We start from the raw sequence: 20291 nt of genomic DNA on the forward strand, positions 1-20291 counted from the left end.
AAGAATTTTCTCGGAGCAATGTATAGGCGGACAGCTGCGCGAAAAGGTAAAAAACGAGCAGCAATAAATGTTGCCCATGCAATGCTGCGAATTGCATTTTATCTCCTCACTCGTAAAGAAATGTACGTAGATCTTGGTGAAGATTATTTTGACAAACAGAAGCAGCAATCTATTGTAAAGTATGCCGTTCGAAGATTAGAGAACTTAGGCTACTCCGTAACAATTGCCGCTAACTCCTAGCTCCATTCCCCAGACGCTTCAAAAAATGATTAAGTGGCGTCTTATTTAGTGCGGCCTTTTTCTGATACTCCGGATTTAATTTTCATGGGAGCTCAATAAGAATTGGTTAATCTCAGCCTTTTACGAAAGATCCCAGGCGAGTTAAAATAACGAATGGATTGGCCTCGACTCTTTTTGAATTTTTAGTTGGGGGCGTTTGTTTCCATTTGCCAGTCCCTTAATGGCTTGTAAGTGCCGGTGAGAAAGTCCATTACATAGATGTCCGTTAAATCGTCTTTAATCAAAAATGTTTGCCATCGGACCTTGTGGTCCGGGTGATCTTCTCTCACATAAACCGAATAGTACTGATGCTTTTCCCATTAGATAATTCATGATTTGTGCTTCGGAGATCTGTGTAGACTGTCCCGCGCCCCTTTGGGTAATGAGAATAATATCTGTAACCTGATCCCAACTAACTGTAGCTCCTAAATCGTTGCTGATCCCCCGGATTGGGAAATACATAGATCCATTATATGATTTTTATTAAATGACATCAAAATCGAATGAAATCCTTTTCCAAATGGATATTCATAAGATGTGACACAATTATTGAGCAATTATGGCTTCCCCCCCACAAGAACGGACATCACCAGCCGTTCTTTTTGTTTCAATTTGAGCTGAGGCAGGATTATTAAAAATGATGAGGAACTTTTAAGATAAGATTGTTTCACTCCGCTAACGGGCAGTTTGCCATCTGCGATGACGTGAAGCAGGGGCTAAAATCTTAATTTTCTAAACCATCATTGTAAGCGTATTCAATTTGCGTCAAATGCTCATTTTTCACTAGCGATACAAAGGAGGAATGCCATGTAAGGTGCCATTTCTAGGAAGAAGTTTTGTATGGGAAAATGGTGATTTTGGACATGCCTCGCCTCCGTCATTTACTGGTCATTTCTTGTGAATAAGCAGGTCTAAATAGACTCGAAAAAATATGTTCTGGTTGTTGTCAGATAAATGCGTTGTATACTCGTTACATCGTTGCAAACCACGGAGAATGTTTTAAGAGGAGGATATTTGATGAACTTAAGATTTCTTGCAATTCTAATATCAGTATGTATCTTGTTTACTATGATACCAATCCAGACTTTTGCTTCTCCGCTCGCTGCGTCATATCCCTTGAATACGTCAAGTTCGTACATTGTTGCGCTTGGGAATGGCAAGGTTGTATCCAGTGCTGATATAGTAACAAATCCAGGCACTACTGGTGATAAAACTCCTTTAAATGCTGCTCATGCGCCGATTATATCAAACGCAAACACAGAGCTGTCAAATAATGAACAGTTCAAAATCTATTATAGTACGACTACGACTGCGGGATATAAAGGTACTTTTCTTATGCAGGCTGTCGGCAGATTTGTTGCAACAAACAGTGCAAAACTAGTAGCTGATGATGGAAGCACTACCGGAATAGATCCAAGGACAGCAAAAACCTTAACTGACTATAATGTCGGCGGTTGGGAATCCTTTGATTTCGTACCGCAGGGAGATGGCAGCGTTGCTATTAAAACATTTAATGCAAAAAAATATGTCAGCTTGCAAGCTGACGGCTCGTTAAAAGCAACAGTTCCTTACACTCAAACCCCAAGCGATAATGAAAAATTCGTTATTGTCACACCGACTGCCCCTATAAACCCATCCGGTTTAACAGTAACAGCAAAAACAGACGTATCTGTAAACCTTGAGTGGGTTAGACCGACTACGACCACTCCCGGTACACAAAATGCGTTTTATACAGGGTTTAATGTATACCGCTCAGAAGACGGAGGAGTGTCATACACTAAATTGAACACTTCCTTAGTAGTCACAACAGACCCTACAACAGTTACCTCCGATCCTGTCACCACTCAGTATGTTTATACTGACAATAGCATACCTACAGGAGGACACAATTACACATATAAAGTTGTCGCTGTGAACTGGGCTGGTGAATCAGCTAGTGGACCAACCACCAATGTAGTTAATGTTACTACTCCAAACGGTCCAGTGCCTTCTGCCCCTACCGGCCTTGACATAAACGATACCGGCGCAGGCAATCCGATCGTTGTAAGCTGGCAGCCTTCACCAACTGCTATAAGCTATGATGTATATCGTGCTGCAAGCAGATATGGTACATATACAAAAATTACAGCTTCACCAATTACATCTACTACTTATACAGACAGTACTTATACGACTCCGCTTTACAGCACCTATTATGAAATAGTCGCAAACAATGCAAATGGTCCAAGTTTGTATTCTAATCCAATTTCTAAAGAAACGAAGCTTTTCGGTCCAAATGTGTATATATTTAATAACTTAAACGGCTCTGGAGCAGGAGATTCAAATGCTTCTGTTAATAAAATCAGCAACACAATATTTTCTCAACAAGAATCAAATCAATTTGGCAATGCGAGATATTCATTGTTGTTCAAAAAAAGTACGGCGACTTACGGAACTAACTTTAACGTAGGTTTTTATACCCATGTTGCTGGTTTAGGTAAACTTCCGACTGATAGCGTTTTGCAACAATTGACTGTAAACGCAAGATGGCTGACCGGAACTTCAGGCGGCAATAATGCAACTGATAACTTCTGGCGTACGGTTGAAAACCTTACAATCAACAGCAATACAATGTGGGCTGTTTCACAAGCTGCGCCAATGAGACGATTAAAAATAAACGGCAATCTTACACTTGATGATGCGGGTGGCTGGGCAAGCGGCGGATTTTTAGCAGATAGTTGGATAACAGGCTCTGCTGGTTCAGGCGCCCAACAACAATGGTTCAACAGAAACAATCAGCTTACTTCATGGTCAGGAATTAACTGGAACTCTGTACTTGTCGGTAACAGCGTTACAGGAACAGTTACATCAAATTCCGGCAATCCGAGTAACTTGACCCAAGTGGCACAAGCTCCGGTTGTTAAAGAAAAACCTTTCTTGTACTATGATGATGTCTTGAACAATTATGAAGTATTTGTTCCAGGCCTTAGAACAAATGCCTCCGGAACTTCATGGTCATCTACAAGCATGGGTCCTGGATATTCGATATCGATCGATAATTTTTATGTAGCACAACCTACTACGGATACTGATGTAACAATTAACGCAGCCCTAGCCTCCGGCAAAAATTTAATACTAACACCAGGGATTTATCATGTTTCAAATCCAATAAGCGTCAACAATCCTGACACAGTAGTTTTAGGACTTGGACTCGCAACTATTACGCCGGACAATGGTTCTAATGCAATGAACATTGCTGATGTTGACGGTGTTAGCGTTTCTGGAATTATATTTGATGCTGGTCTTGGTAATTCTCCTCAACTGTTGCAAGTTGGTCCAGCAGGAAGCTCAGCCAGACATACAGCAGATCCTACATTATTAAGTGATTTATTCTTTAGAATAGGCGGTGGTAGTGTTGGTCCAGCAAAAGCTGTAGAAGCTATGGAAATAAATAGTAAAGATGCTATAGGAGATCATTTTTGGCTTTGGCGTGCAGATCATGGCACAAAGGTAGGCTGGGCGCTTAACACAGCGAAGAACGGTCTAGTTGTAAACGGTGACAACTTCACAATGTATGGTCTTTTCTGTGAACATTTTCAAGAATATGAAACATTGTGGAATGGAAACGGTGGTAAATTGTTCTTCTTCCAAAACGAACTGCCATATGATGTACCTTACCAGTCAAGCTGGATTTCTCCAACAGGTAGCAACGGATATTCCGCATATAAAGTCGCTGATAACGTTACAACACATGAAGCTTGGGGAATGGGCATCTATGATGTATTTATAAACAATATCGGATATATAACTCTTGATAACGCAGTCGAAGTGCCTAAGGTACCCGGTGTTAAGATCCATAATATTTGTACAGTAAATCTCGCTAGTGGCGTGGGCGGTGAAATTACTCATATTGTAAACGGCGATGGTCTAAAGGTAGGTATTGGTTCAAATTTTAGAGAGTCTTTAGCTGAATATAGCGAAGGACTTCCACTTCCTGTTATTACACCAGCCAGCGGTGGATACCTCTCTGATCAATTAGTAACAATAACGGATGCTGATCCGACTTCTGTGATTTATTACAGCTTAAACGGAACTACTCCTACAAGGACTAATGGACCAACAGGACCAACGTATACTGGCATTTTATACACAGGTCCATTTACATTGCAGGCATTAGAATCATCTTTATCGGCAACTGACCACTCAATTAATAATATAACTGCTGTCGCTTTTGACAACGATAGCTCAGGAATATCACAGCCTGCGACCGCAACTTATGGGTTTAGCATAGCGCTTAATAAACCTGCAACCGCTTCAGCAGTAAATCCAGGCAGTGGAAATACTCCGAATTTAGCATTTGATTTATCTAACTCAACACGTTGGGAATCTCCACATGTTACTTCAACAAATGATCCTGAATGGATTGAAGTTGACCTTCAGCATACATTCAACCTATCATTTGCAAGAATTCTATGGGAAGCAACTTCAACTTTAGGAAACGCCTTCCAAATTGAGACGTCAATTGATGGTAGTACTTGGACTCCTATATCGACAGTCACTGGCAATACATCGACTACTTGGACTGATTCTTATCCTACACATCCAACAGCAAGATATGTCAGAATGAACGGAAGTGTAAAAGGTGGAAACCAATACGGTTGGTCGATGCTCAGCTTCGAGATATATGGAACTCCTACCAATCCGGCTAATGCTATAAGCTCAACCTATGACCCCACTACAGGGATTCTTACTTTGACCGGTACAGATTTTGTTGGTAATACCGATGTAAGCAAAATCACTTTGAAGGGTACAGACAACGGTACTTACACGCTTACACCCGCAAGCACAACTAATGCAATTGTCGATCCTTCGGGAAATACAGTTACGATTAAGTTAGGTGCTACTGACATGACAGATGTTAATGCTCTTGCTGGTTTTAATCTTAACAATACCTACAAAGGCGCAACTTCACTTGCAGCAAATTATTTAGGAGTCAATTTAGGTTCTGCAAGTACAGTTGATTTGTCAATAATTAACAACCCCACTTATGCGGTGACGTATAACGGAAACGGTAACACGGGAGGCAGCGTACCGACGGACCCCTCCGCATATGTGCAGGGAGCGACTGTGACTGTGTCCGACAACACAGGAAGCCTTGTGAAGACGGGTTACACGTTTAGCGGATGGAATACAGCGGCGGACGGGAGAGGAACGGATTATGCGGCCAATGCCACCTTCAGCATGGGAAGTGCCAACGTTACACTGTACGCCAAGTGGACGGTGATCACGACTGCAGCGGTCATGCCATCTCAGCCGGACGGTCAGAACGGCTGGTATGCACATCCTGTAACCGTCACCCTAAGCACCTCCAACAATGTGATGACCGAGTATAGTCTGAATGGTGGTGCTACATGGCAGGCATATACGTCAGCGGTAACCTTTAACCAGGACGGTAAATATACACTTAGCTACCATTCGACGGACAATGCTGGCAATACGGAAGCTGTACAGACCACCAATATCAATCTGGATTCGTCCGCGCCGGTCACGACAGCTGTAGTGTCGCCTTCTGATCCTGACGGACAAAACGGCTGGTATGTTCATCCTGTGACGGTCACCTTAAACGCAGCCGACAATCTTTCGGGTGTGGCCAAGATGGAGTACAGTCTGGATGGTGGAAAAACGTGGGAAACCTACACGGCGCCATTAACGTATAGTCAGGACAGTAAATATACCATCAGCTACCGCTCGACGGACAACGCCGGCAATGTAGAAGCGACGAAAACAATTGGCTTCAATTTAGATGCGAATGCCCCGACGATTACAGTAACAGGTCTGGTTTACGGCCCATACAGCGATTCCCAGGATATTACACCGACCATTACGCCTTTCGATAACTTGTCAGGAAATGACAGCAGCAAGATGACGGTCACAGTAAGTACAAATGGAGTCCAGCAGGCCGTACAGCCAGGAGCAACCATTTCGCTTTATTCGCTTCCTCTCGGTTCACATGCTTTTATCGTATCGGCAAGTGACAAAGCAGGAAATATGAGCAGTCAAACCCTCTTATTCCAGACTACGACGAGCATCCAATCCATCCAGGCCTTGATCACACGTTTTACGAATATGGGATGGATTGATAATTCGGGCATCGCTGCTAGCTTGCAAAGCATACTGAGTTCGAACGATCTGGCCGGTTTCGAAAGTCATGTAAAGGCACAAAGCGGCAAGCATATCTCTACACAAGCCGCAAATTACTTGATTCGTGATGCTCAGTATTTGTTGTCTGGGCAATAAAAAAGAATCTCCTAGAGGTTTCACCTAACGGATAACAATAGTTCAATAACCAGCAGAAAACAAAGGAGGCCGCTAAATATTAGTGACCTCCTTCTTCTTGCTCCTTACAACCCGATAATTTTAGCGGCGATAGGTGGTTCATTTAAACAGTTCAAATAAGCTTTGTTTCCAAACTGACTGATTTTGAGCAATGTATTCTTCAGCTTCAATCAGCTTAGGAACCAATTCGCCACTTGACATCTTTAAATAACGCTTTTGAACTTGCGCCAAGTTGCGGTTTGGTTTTAGGTGCTGGTAGGAGAGGGAACCCGTCGTGGGCTTTGCTCGACTTTTTGTAGTCTTCACGGTACGAGCAAACTGAAGATAACTTGATCCTTACGGTATGTATGGGTGGTTTGTCCATCCAGTTCTTCATCCCACTCTAAATCACGACAGAGCCGCAGTGTTGGGTGCCCAAATCATAAAGTGAGGAGCAAGCAGGGTGCCTATTCCTCACTTACTCATTTAAGAGAGGCTTACTCAATCAGTTTGACATCGACAATGACTTCAAGGTCTTGCCCGCCGGCTCCGCGATAGACCCCTTTGACAGGGACGATATCGTTATAGTCGCGGCCATGACCTAACTTGATATAACGCCAGTTGACCTCGCAGTTGTTGGTGGGGTCATACCCGAACCAACCGCTGCCTGGGATCAGGCACTCCACCCAAGCATGGGAAGCTTGCGTAAATTCAGCGCTGCCTCCTTGCAAATCGCCGACAAAATGATACCCGCTCACGTATCTGGCAGGTATCCCCTTATCCCGGCAAACGGCGATCATCAGATGCGAATAGTCCTGACACACGCCTCGTCTAAGCTTCAACATTTCACCCACTGTGGTCTGTACGGACGTAGCAGAGGGATCATAGGTGAAGTCGCGATGGATCGTTGTATTGATAGTGCTTAGCAAGTCATACAAAGAAATATGTTGGTCGTTAATGGCATCTGAATAGGCCTTAATTTCGGTAGTGAGTCCTGTATAGCTTGTAGGCAGCAAGTATTCCGCGTATTCATTTTGAAAATCATCGCTGAGCCGCAGCGCCTTCTCCTCATAAGGGGAGAGCGCTGCACTCGGGATGTTATCGTTATCGTGCGTCACAACGGTAGACTTCATTTTGATCGTGAGCTCGCGGTGGATTTTATTCACGGTGAAGGCATGCACCCGATTATGAAAGTAATCGGAATACGTAAAAAAAGCAGATACAGGTTCGGTGATCAAACTGTGATGATAGCAGGATTGACGATTGTCGGTCAGCGGTGTTAACCGGACTTCATTGACACTGTCCTGCACCGTATCTGTGTAGGAATAACGTGTGATATGCGTAATCTCCAGTTTCTTCATGCAATGACCTCCTCCCTGGAGGGAAAAAAGACTTTGGACATCCGAGTGCCCATCAGGTTGCAAGATTCACGGAGAGCCTGCAGGGCCATTTCCAGTTTACCGGATAAAATATCTTCCTCATCCATGCAGGCCAGGTTAGCTTTCACTTTCCCAGCCAACTTGGCTAATTTGTGTACCGTCATGTTCAAATCGGGATCTTCAAGCTGAATGCTCTTTAGGGAACGTTCCAGCGCTTGAAAAGAGTAGCTGATCGATCTCGGGAAGGCCTCATGCAGCATCAGGAATTTGATGATGTTGGTCAGGTTCACCGTGTCCGCATACTCTCTGCGGAATGATTCATAGCCGCTGACTGATTTTAGAACAGAGAGCATAAGCGGGTAAGAGGACATTTCCTCTTTGGCATAGTCCTGGCATAAGGATTGCAGCAAGCGAAGTAAATTCTCCGCACGCTCCAAATACCGTCCTGCTTCTATGAAATGCCATTCATTTTGGCGCGGCATGACAGAGGTGGCCGCTCCGTGAAACATCGATAAATGGTCACGGACGTATCGGTAAAATAAATGCGGTGAATCGCTTGTGATATCGCGGACGTCTTTTTCTTTTAGCCACAAATATAGGCCATTCATAATATCCCATAGTTCAGCCGGCATCTTCTCGCGTATATTGCGCAGATTGGTTCGCGCATGATTGGTGCAGGCGAGCAAAGAGTTCACATTATTTTTATCAAGTGTAATGTATTGAAGGACGTGCTGCTCCGTGCAACTGCTATATTGCTCGTTAAAAGCAGCTCTGTCGCCGATCGTGTCGATTAACCGGCTCCACATTTGAACGCTGCCGTTCTCACGTTCCTCGCGGATATGATAATAAACATCAATTAACCTCGCGTGATTCTCCGTTCTTTCTGTGTACCTTCCGATCCAGAATAAAGCTTCCGCTGTTCGTCCCATCATCACCATGTTTTCGCTGCCTCCCGTCTAAATGTGGATTTCTACGAATTCGTCACCCATGTATCTTTGCAGCCCCCGCCTTGGGAGGAATTCACGACAAGTGAACCTTCTTTGAGCGCTACCCGTGTAAGTCCGCCAGGAATAACCTCAATCGTTTCGCCTGCGATAACGAAGGCTCGAAGATCAATATGCCGTGCAGCCATTTGGCCATCCATCATGACAGGTGCTCTCGACAGCTGAATGGTTGGTTGGGCGATATATCGATCAGGGTTAGCTATAATTTTCTGCCTGAAATCCGCCAGTTCACTCTCCGAAGCCGTTGGTCCGATGAGCATTCCGTATCCGCCCGATAGGGACGTTTCTTTGACGACCATCGTGCTCAAATGTTGGAGGACATGCTCGCGTTCATCCGGTCTCGATAGAATGTATGTAGGTACGTTATTGAGAATAGGTTCTTCATTCAAATAGTAGCGAATCATATCGGGAACGTAGGCGTAAATGGCTTTATCGTCCGCTACCCCTGTGCCTGGGGCGTTCACGATGTTGATGTTGCCGGCACGGTAGGCATTCATGATGCCTGCGACACCCAGCAGCGAATTAGGGTCAAAGGCAAGCGGATCAAGGAAATCGTCGTCAATTCTGCGATACAGGACGTCAATTTGGCGAAGACCTTTGATACTGCGAATGTACACCTTGTGATCGATCACGACGAGATCATTTCCTTCTACAAGCTCGATTCCCATTTGCTGAGCAAGGAAGGTATGCTCGAAGTAAGCTGAGTTATAGCAACCTGGGGTCAGCAGGCCAATAACAGGATCTTTTTTCCCGGCAGGACTAAGTCTGCGCAAAGCTGATAGAAACACGTTCAAACTTTGTTCGATATCTTGGATGGAGTGGCTAAACACGAGCTCGGGGAATAAGTGCGTCATGATGGAACGGCTCTTATATAAGTAGGAAAATCCGGATGGCGATCGGAGATTGTCTTCGAGAACAAAATATTCGCCGTGCTCATCACGGATTAAGTCGATGCCTGAAACGGTCACGTACACATCATTAGGAATGGAGAGACGCATCATTTCCGGCCGGAAGTAGCAGTTCGAGAGAACCATTTTTCTTGGAATAATGCCATCCTTAAGGATGCATTGGTCATGGTAGATATCCTTGAGAAATAAATTCAGCGCCTTCACGCGCTGCCTAAGCCCTTTCTCAAGCTTAAGCCATTCATCCCTTGGTATGATCCGTGGAATTGGATCGAAAGGAATCGTGCGTTCGAGCGCCTCCGTCTGATCAGGACTATACAGCGTGAAGGTGATTCCTTCTTCCATCATCCGTTTCATGGTGGCTGTTTGGCGCTTGTTCAGATTGCCGGACTTCATCTTCATGAACTGACGAAACACCGTTTGATAATGCGAACGAACCGAATAGGCGTTCATAAACATTTCATCGTAAAAGGGGTGTGGATTATAAGGCGTAGTGACCAGATTCTCAGGTTTTGACATCATAGCTTCCTGGTTTCTTAACTATGCTTTCGGAAGCTACATGGAGATATGGGCCCGAAGCAGAAACCAGGCCTCCTTTCTGATCTTCATTCTTAAAATGTGTTAGAAAATATAACGTGAATTGATGGCGATGCCTATATATTCTTATATTGTAGATTTTTCAGAAAATTATGTCAATATAACTGACATAAAATTAATATGACGAAAAAACCCTATAGTTCAGGAGTATTAAATATTTTCGGAAATTCCTATTTTTGTATTGCGTTACGACAGAAAGACCTATAGAATGTCGAATAAGGTAAATGTTAAAAAAAATCACACACTTATGTGAATATAGGGGTTGGTCATTCTTCGTAGCGAAGAAACTCTTTTCCTTACCCGTTGGCATAAGAACACCTCATTCGAAATGGCTCATTCAATTATCCTGCCCGTTCAGCAAAAAGCAGCCGATCTGAAATGTCGGCTTCCGCGGTGTCATTATTTAGCTATCGTATCCGTTTGTTTAATCAATCCTCTTATACATCCACCAACCATAAAAAATTCCTTGCACGAGCGACACTTGAAGTAACGGCTGATAGTGTAATGAATTTCTTTGGACAAACATCTAATGGAACGTCGATGCTATCAATATTATTCAAACCTGATTCTACTGACTTTGTGGCAAAGAATAAATAGCAAGAAATATAGTGGAATCGAATATAACAAATTCCAATGCAGCATTTTATAAAATCCTATCCATAGGAAGAGAGGTTCTCCAATAAAAGCACTAATTAAGGCAAACATAAGTGCCTTCAAATAAGCTGAGGTTTGCGGACTAATTTGAAGCATAAACATAATTAACACTGGAATCATACAAAAATCCCATGGTACATAATCTGGAATAGTTGGAATTGCTAATCCGGTATAATACCAAAGCCCTATATTCACTCCGGTAAAATCCAACCATGAAGCAATGATTATCGCTAGAAAACCAGCCAAAAGTAAACGTCCATTATTTTGCTTATTACGGTATCGAAGCCATAAAATCCAGGGGACAATAGCAAAACACCAAGATAACCAAAAGTCCCATTTAAATAATGTTTGTTCGGTCCAATACCAAATAAAATTAATACTGTTTTCAGTATTGATTTGAAAAAATTCCCCAACTTTTTTAATTTTCTCTGGGTCTTGAAGCGTTCTAATTACTCTCACCTCTAAGGTCATTATAATAATAATTTCACCTTAGAGTATGAAAATTATTCCACTTCGCAATCCTGCCCGTCCCATGATATACCATTTGACCATTCTCATAGAATTTGTATACCCCACCTCTATATGGTAATATATTGTAATATTTCCTATATTGTTATCAACGGAGTGATTACCTTTGTCAAAATTTTCTTCATTCATATTAGAATTAATAAGGATAGTCATTTACCTTGCCATTGGGTATGGAATACTGGGCCGTATTGAAGAATTAATTTTATATTCTCCTTTTAATATTCATTTAGAAGATTACTTTTCGCTTTACTTAATTGGTAATCTATTGATATTATTTATTTTTTACAGGAATGTATTACAATTCTTTGGTTGGTTTAAATCTGAAAAAAGTCGAAAATTATCATCTTCTACAAGTATTATCTTAACAATAGCAGCCGTTTTTCTGATAATATTTCCTTTACTTGTACATTAATGATGAAAATAGTTAGTGGGAGGACCTATTTAACCCTCCCACTAACTATTTTTAAATTTTGCTTATTGCAGGAACAATATCAATATCCGAACCATTATCAGAAACTGTACCTTTTGGACTTATGTAGTAGTTAGTCGGAACTCCTGACCAGTTTTGAGTTTTACCTTGATACAAAGAAGTTGTATTTGTACTTTCATTAGATATTACAAAATCGGCAATTTTTACAACCCCACCCGATCCTACTACTCCATATGCAGTAAAATAGACTGAGTTTGTTATTTTAATGTGACTGGCAGAATTTATATCTGTTGTGCTGAAATTTGTTGAAACAGTATGATTAATAACACCTAAATCAACTGTAGCGTATCCAGTAACGTCAACAGTTGATTTAGTCGTAGCAATAACCTTTCCCCGTAAAATAGTATTTATCAGTTTGAACTGAAGAAAATGTTCTTGATGTTGAACTACCAACCTTTGGGATAGTTGGAGTATTGCCTATGATGAAATCAGAGTCCTCTTTTGAAAACTCCTGTCCGATACCATACTTTTTATTAATCTCATCAATTTTTTCAACTATATCTTGGTTCTGAGGGGTTGTAGCAACTTCTTCTGTTACTGGTACATTCGTCTGTTCTGCTGCAAAAACATGAGAAGAAATCATAGATACAGATAGTAGCGACGCAACAAGAACAGATTTAAAAACTTTTTTCATTTGTAACACTCTCCCATTTTATTGGTATAATTTTGAATACTTTTACATCATTCTAATCTTTTCTCTTGAATTCCTCTTTTTCAGAATATTAAGTAAATTATTATCACAGATGGAAATATCAAAAAGTTAAAAAGCCCCCACCAGCCAATTAAGGCCAGTGAGGGCTTTTGTGTTTACCTCTTGTTTGGAGCAACCCCCGCAGGGTTCTCGGCATCAACATTGATTCCTTTCTCCCTCGCATTGATTACAGCAAGCACATGAGTATATTCTCCAGCGGTAAGCGTCCGATCAATTGCCTTTTGACACCAAGTCCATTCGATCTTGCCAGAATTAAATGCTGCTCCAAGAATGTTATATACTTGCTGCCAGCCCCTGTCCTCAAGCTTCATCATTTCCTCTTCATCCTCCTTATTTTGATCAATCCAGCGAGCATAAAGTGCCTGTCTATCTTCCAGGCCATTGATACCACCATTTACCCGCCGCGTGGCCTGTTCGACAGTCGCTCCACCATCGATCAAGGCATTCATTCCAGCATTTGCCCACCAAAAGCCTGCACTGCTCCAAGGATATTTTTCAGCGACATAGGCGACGCCTTGCATAATTTTCTGGTCACCTATGCTGTTCGCAAACCCTTGGGAGTTATTACGGCCTGTAAGCGATATAACCGGCACCCTTATAGCGAGGCCCATCGCCCCACTGCGTGTTACCTAGGTCTGCCCGGCCTTCATATGCCGTACCACTCGCAAGCTCTTGAGTATACTTTCCAAGTCCGCTTTCGTGCCCGCACTGGCTCATAAAATGCGCGATTCGCGCTGAAGTTGTGATATCGTATTTCGTTAATGTGTTATTCAAATTGGTCAGCATAGTGTCCGTGATGCCACGCCAGCCAAACGCTGAAAGCTGCGCCGCTGATATCAAATTCATTTCCCGTCCCCCTTTCCTTGCCCTGGAGGGCTTAACGTTTTATTTTGAATATGGCCGGCTGCTGCGGCAACAAGGAACGAGTTGGCTAACGCTAGTCCATACACCCGCCAATCGTGAGTATTTGCACCTACCGCGATCTGTGCAGTGACTAACACCATAAATGCAATTACTACGGCGTACACATCGGTCGGAACCTGTCTAATCAACACGATCCGCCAATACTTTCGTATATTGCACGATAAAGAACGTCAGCAAAGAAGCTCCACCCATCGCGGACAGAGCTTCCCATGTGAAAAATGCGTCTTGCATTGGATCCCCTCACTATGAAAGATTTCGTAGTCCCCACACTTCGCTAAGCTTGTCATACTTTTCTTCAAGACTTGCCATGTTGTGCTGAATGGAGTCCAATGTTTTTGTGATTTTCTCTAGATGTTCCATTAACTGCATTTCACGCGACTGGCAGTCGAGACGCTGCTGCTCGTACAGTTGAACGAGCTGCTGCTCACGCTTGGAGCTATCTTCTTTTAAGTTCTTCTAGTGTGTCTGCAGGAATCTGTAGACCCCAAAAAGTAGACCGATAAAAAGAATCGCCCAAACATATTGACTTGACGCGAGATGCTCGATAGTTGACATTTCTGACATACCTTTCACCTCTTGTATTTTGCTAGTGGTTCGGAAGCTCTTTCACATCTTCCAACCAGGCAGATTCCCATAAATCCTGCGGGCATACATCGCCTGTTGACTGATCGACTATCCGAATACCGGTCTCAGCGTACACCGCCGTAACCAACTCCTCGGCGCATTCAAACGCATCCGGATCGTCCCAATAGATCGGACAGCCAAACCGTTTGCGCAGCAGCAGGGCAATAACCTCGCCCCAGCCGTATGGCTTGCCCTTTGTTTGAATGATTCGATCAAGCACGCGCTTCCTTATTTCTAACGGTAGCTTCAGGCGCTTAACATCGTATTGGGCGTAATCATCCAGCCGTGCAAAGCCTGCATACCGGAATGGGTTTGCCTCAAGAATCGATTTTCGTCTAACAAAATAGGCTACGTGAGAGTATTCACTCTTCGTAACCCATCGGACAATAAATGAGATTATGCGGCCAATCAACGTTGGATTGTATCGTTTATTACCCCCATTTGCAACCAACTCCTTATGTCTCTCAATATTATTCAAAGCCGATCATTATTTTTTTGATATTAAGAAGCTTATCCCGAAGTAAATTTTTGTTGAATAAATTTATACTTTCAGGAAATTTTAACAACCGCTTTAAAAGACACAATACAAATTAACCTTCCTTCAATATTTGTTCGAATGAGATGGTTTATAATGGCAACACTTATAACTAGGCATTGAAAAACAAAAAATATTATGGAGTCAGCATGGATAAACAAAAAGTAATTCAATATGCAGATCAGAACACTTCACAAATTCAATACCTAATACAACAAAAGGTTAAATTCTGGACATCTGAAGTTTTATTCTCTTCATACTGGTGGTTTGCGCTGTCCTTATCAGTTATTCCATGGTTAATATGGTGGATTTTTAGGAACAAACGAAGCACTGATCGTTTGTTTTACGCTGGGTTATTTGTTATGTGTATTTCACTTATCTTAGATGTTTTAGGAGATCAATTAGGATTTTGGTACTATCGATTCAACTTAATTCCTGTTCTTCCAACTTACTTCCCTTGGGATTGTACTTTGATGCCTGTAACTATTATGTTCATGCTTCAAATTAAGCCAAGAACAAACCCGTTCATTAAAGCAATAATTTTTGCAATTGTGTCTTCATATATCGGCGAGCCAATATTTAAATGGATGGAAGTTTACGTTCAATCTAACTGGAAATACAGCTATTCAGTACCGATCCAAATCATCATTTATCTAATAGCTCACTATTTATCTAAAAGAAACAAATTCGATGAATTAGTTTGATAATGAAATTGTCTAGGGAATATTTCCTTCTCCAACTTATTACATAAATCCCCTAAACAATGACAGAATATTATAAGGAACCACCAATTTACAAGGGAGGAAATACACCATGTTTGGCTATAAGAAGTCTGATCTGATGATTATGAGCCTCGGGGCTGCTGGACTGGTATTGACAGGAGTGTTATCCTAACGCATCCTAAGTAAACTGGATTCCCGATAGTTTTCTTCTAAGCCCCGTATCCATACGGGGTTTAGTTATGTTCCTCAATATGTTATTCTTTTCTCACCTTATATGAAACTTCTCTTTTATTGAGAGCATCAAACGAATAGCCAAACATACCTAACCCGATTAAAACACCAACAATTCCATATACTGCAATGGTTCTCTTAATGACCATCTTCAACATCATGGCTTGCTCCTTATTTTCGATCGATAAATTCCATGTTTTATTTAATGTTGTTGATATCATGTTCATCATCAGTGGGTTTCCGAACAAAATCTCTGCAACGCACTTCACATGCCCCGAACTGAAGATAGTTTTTTTGTCCTTGCCTTAGGGATACTTCGTTTGGTCCAAGGGTACGAATGGGGTACCAAACCCTTCAAACATTTAAAATTCAATCCGTTTACATCATTTATAAATTCTCAATTTTTTCAACAATAGAGGGTTTCACATATCATTGCGACTGAAATGTGAAACCCTCTATTTTTAACTAAACAGTTCGTTTGTTCAACAACATGTAGTTTTCTTTAAAGAACCAAATTCAACTGCTACCGGCCCGGGAGCTGGAGTAAAGCAGGCAGCCTCAGCTGGCTCAACGGGAGCACAGCAAAGCGACAAGTCACGTATTTCACCAGCACTCTCAAATTCTGAATCTTCTTTTGTATAAAAAATTTCCCAAGCGTTTCCATCCGGATCATATACCCAAACTTTATCTTGTACAGCATAACAGCAGGTTGTGTTCATTTCATCGATTAGAAGAAGTCCAGAGTGGCGTAAGCGCTCACCCATCTCCAGAACTTCTTCAGTATTGTTGACTTGGAAACCCAAATGGTTAAGTACACCATTCTTCTCGAATGGACGAACATTTAGAGAAAAATGCAATGCTGGTTCTTCGAGTTCAAACTTAGCATAATTATCTTTTACTTTAGTTGGCTCAGTACCAAAAAAGGCCTTATAGAAAGAGAGTGATTTTTGAAGATCGCTGCAATTAACTGCTACATGCATCCGTTTGATCATACTCATTTACCTTCTCTCACAAACCGCTCAACACGGTTTTTAATGGAGTCACGAACTTCATAAAACTTTGAAGCAATTTCTTCTTCCGTCCCTGTAGCCTTAGCGGGATCATCAAAGCCCCAGTGCCATCTTTCAGCCTTATCGTTTTTTACGGCAGGGCAGTTATCGTTTGCATGACCACAAAGAGTAATAATGTAATCGGCTTTCTTCAGGGTCTCTTGGTCAATCACATCAGAGGTGTGGCCCGAAATATCAATGCCGTCTTCTTCCATTGCTTGTACGGCTCGTGGGTTAAGTCCGTGCGCTTCCAAACCTGCGCTTTTTACTTCATATTTGTCACTCCCCAGAGCTTTCAAATAACCGTCTGCCATTTGGCTTCTGCAAGAGTTCCCCGTACAAAGAAAATACACTAGTTTTTTATCCATGTTGCAATACTCTCCTTAATCATGCAGTAGTTTGTATACTAGAGTGGCAGTTATGGCGCCAAACATGGTCGCCACTAGATATACCCATAAATGCTGTGTTATCCCTGAAACTAAAGCTGGACCTAACGATCGTGCAGGATTCATAGAGGCTCCGCTTATCGGACCAGCGAACATCGCCATAAGTCCAACTGTGCCACCTATTGCGATACCAGCAAAACCTTTGACGGCTTTGCCGTGTACGGCGGATCCTAAAATGACCATCATCAGGACAAAAGTCAAAATAAACTCAAGAACAAAAGATTGTTTCTCCGTTGAAAACGGAATAGTAGCTCCTAAATTCGCAATATTTCCAAATAGCAGAAGCAATGTATAACTTGCAGCAATCGCGGCAGCACATTGAATTACGATATAGAATAAACTATCTCTTAGAGTCATATCACCTAGTACCCAAAATCCTAATGTAACAGCGGGATTAAAATGAGCGCCGGAAATATGTCCGAAAGCATAGATTAGAGCCATTACAACAAGCCCAAAAGTGATTGCGACCCCTACATGCGTAATGCTTTTGGTGATGTTGTCAATTACCATCGCTCCAGGACCCGCAAAAACCAAAAAATAAGTCCCAATGAATTCAGCAATCAACTTCTTCTTCATGGTGTACTCCTCGAACTGTACATCAAAATTATTTGATTTAATAACTAAAAAAATTTAGCAGCAGTTGCTACCGTCTTTTCTAGCAGGTTTAAAAATGCAGCATAACTGCTCAGATAAGATCCTACTTACTTCATCCTGATTGATTTCATAATAGCTCCAAGTTCCGCGTGTTTCCTTCGTGATCATTCCTGCGTCCAGCAATATTTTCAAATGATAGGATAGCTTGGATTGAGGCATATCCACGATTTCCGTTAGATCACATACGCAAGTGTTTCCACGCTGGGTAAGCTCATACATAATTTGCAGACGTTTTTCATCAGCAAGTGCTTTGAATTTTGATTCGTAAGCTTTAAAGGAAGCGTTTGATGGAGCAACTTGATCGACCGGTATTTCTTTAATCATTGGTATCACCTTCTTTGAGCATTAACTAACAGCAACAGCATGCGGTAGATGTTTGAAATTGTGCTTTTCTACTTACTGCAATAAACTTTAAGACCACGCCCCGGATAATCTGTCTTTGCTTTTTCTCAATGCAACACGCTTGCCATGCGATCGCAGCAGCTTTTTCTACTTCCATTTTGCGTTCAAGCATCAAATTTTCCAACGCAATAATGTTCATATTCATTTTACTCCCTCCCTAATATTTAATCAATTTTTTTGATTAAAAGCATAGTATAAATTTACCAACTAAATTTTTGTATGTCAATAATTAAATCAAAATATTTTGATTTAATTCTTTTTTGTAAAAGAAGCTGTTGCAAGGCAGCAAACTCTCCTATTTCTACAATATCAACTCAGATGAATCATCAGGCCCTTCTCCGCTCGATCAATTTGAATATTCCATCTAATCGTTCAACATTACTTATCATATGATCGATACTTTTTCTGCTGTTTCTCCGCATCCTCTTTCAGCTCTTCAACATTAAACGCAAATAAAGCTTCTCTATAATGCCAACTTCTCTTGCCTGTTGTATTCCACGATGTTATATTTACGAATATATGTTCGCAAATTGATATTGGAGGGTTATCGTGATGGCATCTGTCACACCTACTGAAGTTGAAACATTTCTTATCCGTGAATATGTCATGTTGCCTTTTTTGATTAAAATAGTTGAAAATAACTTAGATAAAATGAAATCAGGTGATTATGGACGGCCGCTGCAAGAGCTGTATATTGGGATTACGACCAAGATGATCGACAGAATCAATGCTGATCTTACCATAGTTAGAAAATCACTACGTGATCTTAGAATCAAGATTTGGGAAGATAAAAGCAAGGCAGGGGTGGGTAATGCGATATATTACCGCTATGTCTGTCGCGGATATGAACATGAACTAGCTATCCTAAGGGAACAGGCAAAAGCGGAGCTTGGTACTCGCTTGGGGAAATATGCTCAGAGGTTGGAAGATGAGTTAACTCGAGGATAAATAAAATATTGAATTTCCAATAATACCGTATTTTGATAAGGTGTTATTTAAGCCCTCCAGTTTGAATCACTAGTATTTTCTCCAGACAAATGCCAATAAAGTCTGTTTATCCGGGGGGTCGAGCCCACTACAGGTCATACCCGACAAGCTTTGATGTACAAGGCTTCTTTTCTTTTTATTATTAGTAATTAAAGATATAAAACCATGTGCCGGGGACGAATTAGGGACTGTTTTGTATCTTTTCTTGTAATCATTGTGTACCGATCCGATACGCATTCTCAGTGAAAATTGAACTGAACATTGAAATGACACTTTAATGAGGATGCCATGGAATGTAAACTGCAGCACATTATGAAGGATCAAGGAGAAAGACTTAAATCAGCCGCTCCTGCGGCTTCTCAAACAAACCAAATGATGCGATAATATACATACATCTTGAAGGAGTTGATATCATGAGCGAACAACTTTTGCAGCAAATACTTACTGAATTGAAAGGTATTAAGACCGATCAGCAAAGTATGAGAATTGATATCCAAGAACTTAAAATTGATGTTCAAGAACTTAAAACCAGTCAACAGAGTATGAGAGTTGATATTCAAGAACTTAAAACCGGTCAACAGAAACTTGAAGCGGAGATCATTGAGATCAAAAAAGACACCGCACTCATCCCTTTTATCCAGCAAGCTATCACAGAAGCATCAAAAGAAATAGCTGTTGCTAGTGAAAGTGTCAGGCACATAGAGGGAACGCTAACAGACCACGAAACGATTATCGACATGCTTTCAAGACGTTCACTAGAACAAGAAGCAGCGGTGAAGCGAATTAAATAGCAATCCCGACCGTCGCCCGCAAGCGGCGGTTTTTCTTATAAAAAAAATGACCTCGACACGGAGGTCATTTTACTCCAAACTTCA

At 41.7% G+C, this 20291-nt stretch carries 22 protein-coding genes and 1 pseudogene; 5 read left to right on the plus strand and 18 right to left on the minus strand.

What is annotated here, in order from left to right; all coding sequences use genetic code 11:
- A pseudogene (locus tag O9139_RS29850) lies at positions 1 to 240 on the plus strand (IS110 family transposase); the annotation flags it as partial.
- Between the two features lie 276 nt (positions 241 to 516).
- On the opposite strand, the gene O9139_RS33505 reads toward O9139_RS29850, so the two are convergent.
- A complete protein-coding gene (locus tag O9139_RS33505) occupies positions 517 to 741 on the minus strand; it encodes a hypothetical protein (RefSeq protein WP_377525402.1) in 225 nt (74 codons plus the stop codon).
- 555 nt (positions 742 to 1296) lie between these two features.
- Here O9139_RS33505 and O9139_RS29855 point away from each other — a divergent pair.
- Entirely contained in the window at positions 1297 to 6555 is a 5259-nt protein-coding gene (locus O9139_RS29855) for an OmpL47-type beta-barrel domain-containing protein (RefSeq protein WP_270885386.1), read from the plus strand.
- A 515-nt stretch (positions 6556 to 7070) separates the two neighbouring features.
- Here the strand turns inward: O9139_RS29855 and O9139_RS29860 are convergent.
- From O9139_RS29860 to O9139_RS29905, 10 genes are all read right to left on the minus strand, one after another.
- Positions 7071 to 7934, minus strand: a complete 864-nt coding sequence (locus tag O9139_RS29860; protein ID WP_270885387.1) for a transglutaminase family protein — start codon at positions 7932 to 7934, stop codon at positions 7071 to 7073.
- Positions 7931 to 8890: an alpha-E domain-containing protein gene (locus O9139_RS29865; RefSeq protein WP_270885388.1), complete on the minus strand. Its 960-nt coding sequence runs from the start codon at positions 8888 to 8890 to the stop codon at positions 7931 to 7933. The genes O9139_RS29860 and O9139_RS29865 overlap by 4 nt, the downstream gene beginning before the upstream one ends.
- Positions 8891 to 8922: 32 nt before the next feature.
- Positions 8923 to 10380 (minus strand): circularly permuted type 2 ATP-grasp protein, encoded by a 1458-nt coding sequence (locus O9139_RS29870; protein ID WP_270885389.1) that lies wholly within the window; start codon positions 10378 to 10380, stop codon positions 8923 to 8925.
- 630 nt (positions 10381 to 11010) lie between these two features.
- A complete protein-coding gene (locus tag O9139_RS29875) occupies positions 11011 to 11583 on the minus strand; it encodes a CBO0543 family protein (RefSeq protein ID WP_270885390.1) in 573 nt (190 codons plus the stop codon).
- 520 nt (positions 11584 to 12103) lie between these two features.
- Positions 12104 to 12523 carry a hypothetical protein gene (locus O9139_RS29880; RefSeq protein WP_270885391.1) on the minus strand — a complete coding sequence of 140 codons (420 nt, stop codon included), beginning with the start codon at positions 12521 to 12523 and terminating at the stop codon, positions 12104 to 12106.
- Positions 12441 to 12764 carry a hypothetical protein gene (locus tag O9139_RS29885; protein WP_270885392.1) on the minus strand — a complete coding sequence of 108 codons (324 nt, stop codon included), beginning with the start codon at positions 12762 to 12764 and terminating at the stop codon, positions 12441 to 12443. The genes O9139_RS29880 and O9139_RS29885 overlap by 83 nt, the downstream gene beginning before the upstream one ends.
- A 173-nt stretch (positions 12765 to 12937) precedes the next feature.
- Entirely contained in the window at positions 12938 to 13363 is a 426-nt protein-coding gene (locus tag O9139_RS29890) for a hypothetical protein (RefSeq protein ID WP_270885393.1), read from the minus strand.
- A 43-nt stretch (positions 13364 to 13406) separates the two neighbouring features.
- The gene (locus O9139_RS29895; protein WP_270885394.1) at positions 13407 to 13688 is read right to left on the minus strand and encodes a hypothetical protein; all 282 of its coding nucleotides are present in this window, start codon (positions 13686 to 13688) and stop codon (positions 13407 to 13409) included.
- A complete protein-coding gene (locus O9139_RS29900; protein WP_270885395.1) occupies positions 13685 to 13894 on the minus strand; it encodes a hypothetical protein in 210 nt (69 codons plus the stop codon). The genes O9139_RS29895 and O9139_RS29900 overlap by 4 nt, the downstream gene beginning before the upstream one ends.
- A 458-nt stretch (positions 13895 to 14352) precedes the next feature.
- Positions 14353 to 14610 (minus strand): hypothetical protein, encoded by a 258-nt coding sequence (locus tag O9139_RS29905; RefSeq protein WP_270885396.1) that lies wholly within the window; start codon positions 14608 to 14610, stop codon positions 14353 to 14355.
- A gap of 464 nt (positions 14611 to 15074) precedes the next feature.
- Between O9139_RS29905 and O9139_RS29910 the strand changes: the two genes are divergently transcribed.
- On the plus strand, positions 15075 to 15629 hold the full coding sequence (locus tag O9139_RS29910; RefSeq protein WP_270885397.1) for a CBO0543 family protein: 555 nt from the start codon (positions 15075 to 15077) through the stop codon (positions 15627 to 15629).
- Positions 15630 to 15901: 272 nt separating this feature from the next.
- Here the strand turns inward: O9139_RS29910 and O9139_RS29915 are convergent, their stop codons facing one another.
- From O9139_RS29915 to O9139_RS29940, 7 genes are all read right to left on the minus strand, one after another.
- A complete protein-coding gene (locus O9139_RS29915; protein ID WP_270885398.1) occupies positions 15902 to 16108 on the minus strand; it encodes a hypothetical protein in 207 nt (68 codons plus the stop codon).
- Positions 16077 to 16217, minus strand: a complete 141-nt coding sequence (locus O9139_RS33235) for a CPCC family cysteine-rich protein (RefSeq protein ID WP_377525554.1) — start codon at positions 16215 to 16217, stop codon at positions 16077 to 16079. The genes O9139_RS29915 and O9139_RS33235 overlap by 32 nt, the downstream gene beginning before the upstream one ends.
- Before the next feature lie 143 nt (positions 16218 to 16360).
- A complete protein-coding gene (locus O9139_RS29920) occupies positions 16361 to 16867 on the minus strand; it encodes an ArsI/CadI family heavy metal resistance metalloenzyme (protein WP_377525557.1) in 507 nt (168 codons plus the stop codon).
- 5 nt (positions 16868 to 16872) lie between these two features.
- A complete protein-coding gene (arsC, locus tag O9139_RS29925) occupies positions 16873 to 17295 on the minus strand; it encodes an arsenate reductase (thioredoxin) (RefSeq protein ID WP_270885400.1) in 423 nt (140 codons plus the stop codon).
- Between the two features lie 15 nt (positions 17296 to 17310).
- The gene (locus tag O9139_RS29930; RefSeq protein WP_270885401.1) at positions 17311 to 17949 is read right to left on the minus strand and encodes an MIP/aquaporin family protein; all 639 of its coding nucleotides are present in this window, start codon (positions 17947 to 17949) and stop codon (positions 17311 to 17313) included.
- Positions 17950 to 18003: 54 nt separating this feature from the next.
- Complete coding sequence (locus O9139_RS29935) at positions 18004 to 18351, minus strand: ArsR/SmtB family transcription factor (protein WP_270885402.1); 348 nt, start codon at positions 18349 to 18351, stop codon at positions 18004 to 18006.
- A gap of 25 nt (positions 18352 to 18376) precedes the next feature.
- On the minus strand, positions 18377 to 18574 hold the full coding sequence (locus O9139_RS29940) for a hypothetical protein (protein WP_270885403.1): 198 nt from the start codon (positions 18572 to 18574) through the stop codon (positions 18377 to 18379).
- A 407-nt stretch (positions 18575 to 18981) separates the two neighbouring features.
- On the opposite strand from O9139_RS29940, the gene O9139_RS29945 reads away from it, so the two are divergent.
- Positions 18982 to 19377 (plus strand): hypothetical protein, encoded by a 396-nt coding sequence (locus tag O9139_RS29945; protein ID WP_270885404.1) that lies wholly within the window; start codon positions 18982 to 18984, stop codon positions 19375 to 19377.
- 452 nt (positions 19378 to 19829) lie between these two features.
- Positions 19830 to 20207 carry a histidine kinase gene (locus O9139_RS29950; protein ID WP_270885405.1) on the plus strand — a complete coding sequence of 126 codons (378 nt, stop codon included), beginning with the start codon at positions 19830 to 19832 and terminating at the stop codon, positions 20205 to 20207.
- Positions 20208 to 20291 lie beyond the last annotated feature (84 nt).

The organism is Paenibacillus aestuarii (genome assembly GCF_027789125.1).
GTDB lineage: Bacteria > Bacillota > Bacilli > Paenibacillales > NBRC-103111 > Paenibacillus_E > Paenibacillus_E aestuarii.

Bases quoted from the DNA above. Each gene is read 5' to 3' on its own strand.
- O9139_RS33505 (WP_377525402.1), bottom strand. From the start codon at position 741: ATGTATTTCCCAATCCGGGGGATCAGCAACGATTTAGGAGCTACAGTT.
- O9139_RS29855 (WP_270885386.1), top strand. From the start codon at position 1,297: ATGAACTTAAGATTTCTTGCAATTCTAATATCAGTATGTATCTTGTTT.
- O9139_RS29860 (WP_270885387.1), bottom strand. From the start codon at position 7,934: ATGAAGAAACTGGAGATTACGCATATCACACGTTATTCCTACACAGAT.
- O9139_RS29865 (WP_270885388.1), bottom strand. From the start codon at position 8,890: ATGGTGATGATGGGACGAACAGCGGAAGCTTTATTCTGGATCGGAAGG.
- O9139_RS29870 (WP_270885389.1), bottom strand. From the start codon at position 10,380: ATGTCAAAACCTGAGAATCTGGTCACTACGCCTTATAATCCACACCCC.
- O9139_RS29875 (WP_270885390.1), bottom strand. From the start codon at position 11,583: ATGACCTTAGAGGTGAGAGTAATTAGAACGCTTCAAGACCCAGAGAAA.
- O9139_RS29885 (WP_270885392.1), bottom strand. From the start codon at position 12,764: ATGAAAAAAGTTTTTAAATCTGTTCTTGTTGCGTCGCTACTATCTGTA.
- O9139_RS29890 (WP_270885393.1), bottom strand. From the start codon at position 13,363: ATGCAAGGCGTCGCCTATGTCGCTGAAAAATATCCTTGGAGCAGTGCA.
- O9139_RS29895 (WP_270885394.1), bottom strand. From the start codon at position 13,688: ATGAATTTGATATCAGCGGCGCAGCTTTCAGCGTTTGGCTGGCGTGGC.
- O9139_RS29910 (WP_270885397.1), top strand. From the start codon at position 15,075: ATGGATAAACAAAAAGTAATTCAATATGCAGATCAGAACACTTCACAA.
- O9139_RS29915 (WP_270885398.1), bottom strand. From the start codon at position 16,108: ATGATGAACATGATATCAACAACATTAAATAAAACATGGAATTTATCG.
- arsC (WP_270885400.1), bottom strand. From the start codon at position 17,295: ATGGATAAAAAACTAGTGTATTTTCTTTGTACGGGGAACTCTTGCAGA.
- O9139_RS29930 (WP_270885401.1), bottom strand. From the start codon at position 17,949: ATGAAGAAGAAGTTGATTGCTGAATTCATTGGGACTTATTTTTTGGTT.
- O9139_RS29935 (WP_270885402.1), bottom strand. From the start codon at position 18,351: ATGATTAAAGAAATACCGGTCGATCAAGTTGCTCCATCAAACGCTTCC.
- O9139_RS29940 (WP_270885403.1), bottom strand. From the start codon at position 18,574: ATGAATATGAACATTATTGCGTTGGAAAATTTGATGCTTGAACGCAAA.
- O9139_RS29945 (WP_270885404.1), top strand. From the start codon at position 18,982: ATGGCATCTGTCACACCTACTGAAGTTGAAACATTTCTTATCCGTGAA.
- O9139_RS29950 (WP_270885405.1), top strand. From the start codon at position 19,830: ATGAGCGAACAACTTTTGCAGCAAATACTTACTGAATTGAAAGGTATT.